At 53.8% G+C, this 1,479-nt stretch carries 1 rRNA gene; it reads right to left on the bottom strand.

The annotated features are described in order from the left end of the window. Nucleotides 1-1,479 (bottom strand): 23S ribosomal RNA (locus KQI21_RS04800); the annotation flags it as partial.

Here is a 1,479-nt window from a genome sequence, read left to right as displayed (position 1 = left end):
TCGAGGTGCCAAACCTCCCCGTCGATGTGAACTCTTGGGGGAGATAAGCCTGTTATCCCCGGGGTAGCTTTTATCCGTTGAGCGATGGCCCTTCCATGCGGAACCACCGGATCACTAAGCCCGACTTTCGTCCCTGCTCGACTTGTAGGTCTCGCAGTCAAGCTCCCTTCTGCCTTTACACTCTGCGAATGATTTCCAACCATTCTGAGGGAACCTTTGGGCGCCTCCGTTACCTTTTGGGAGGCGACCGCCCCAGTCAAACTGCCCGCCTGACACTGTCTCCGGACCGGATCACGGCCCTGGGTTAGAAGGTTCATACAGCCAGGGTGGTATCCCACGGGTGCCTCCACGTAAGCTGGCGCTCACGCTTCGATGGCTCCCACCTATCCTGTACAAGCTGTACAAACATTCAATATCAGGCTACAGTAAAGCTCCACGGGGTCTTTCCGTCCTGTCGCGGGTAATGCGCATCTTCACGCATCGTATAATTTCACCGGGTCTCTCGTTGAGACAGTGCCCAAGTCGTTGCACCTTTCGTGCGGGTCGGAACTTACCCGACAAGGAATTTCGCTACCTTAGGACCGTTATAGTTACGGCCGCCGTTCACTGGGGCTTCAGTTCTACGCTTCGTACCGAAGTACTAACGCTTCCCTTTAACCTTCCAGCACCGGGCAGGTGTCAGCCCCTATACTTCGCCTTTCGGCTTCGCAGAGACCTGTGTTTTTGCTAAACAGTCGCTTGGGCCTATTCACTGCGGCTCCTCCTACAAGGAGCACCCCTTCTCCCGAAGTTACGGGGTCATTTTGCCGAGTTCCTTAACGAGAGTTCTCCCGCTCACCTTAGGATTCTCTCCTCGCCTACCTGTGTCGGTTTGCGGTACGGGCACCTATGAGCTCACTAGAGGCTTTTCTTGGCAGTGTGAAATCCGGAACTTCGGTACTCATTTTCCCTCCCCATCACAGCTTAGAATTATCGGACGGATTTTCCTATCCGACTCCCTTGCTGCTTGGGCGCACGCTTCCATCCGTGCGCTTTCCTTATCCTACTGCGTCCCCCCATCGCTCAAACACTCATGAGGTGGTACAGGAATATCTACCTGTTATCCATCGCCTACGCCTTTCGGCCTCGGCTTAGGTCCCGACTAACCCTGAGAGGACGAGCCTTCCTCAGGAAACCTTAGGCTTTCGGTGAAAGAGATTCTCACTCTTTTTTCGCTACTCATACCGGCATTCTCACTTCAACGCGCTCCACCAGTCCTCACGGTCTGACTTCGCTGCACGTTGAACGCTCTCCTACCATTGTTCCGAAGAACAATCCGCAGCTTCGGTGATACGTTTAGCCCCGGTACATTTTCGGCGCAGAGTCACTCGACCAGTGAGCTATTACGCACTCTTTAAATGGTGGCTGCTTCTAAGCCAACATCCTGGTTGTCTAAGCAACTCCACATCCTTTTCCACTTAACGTATACTTTGGGACCTT

This window comes from Virgibacillus proomii (genome assembly GCF_018916875.1).
Classification (GTDB): domain Bacteria; phylum Bacillota; class Bacilli; order Bacillales; family Amphibacillaceae; genus Virgibacillus; species Virgibacillus proomii_B.
The sequence above is the reverse complement of the archived record's forward strand: the minus strand, read 5'-3'. Positions and strand labels throughout refer to the sequence as shown.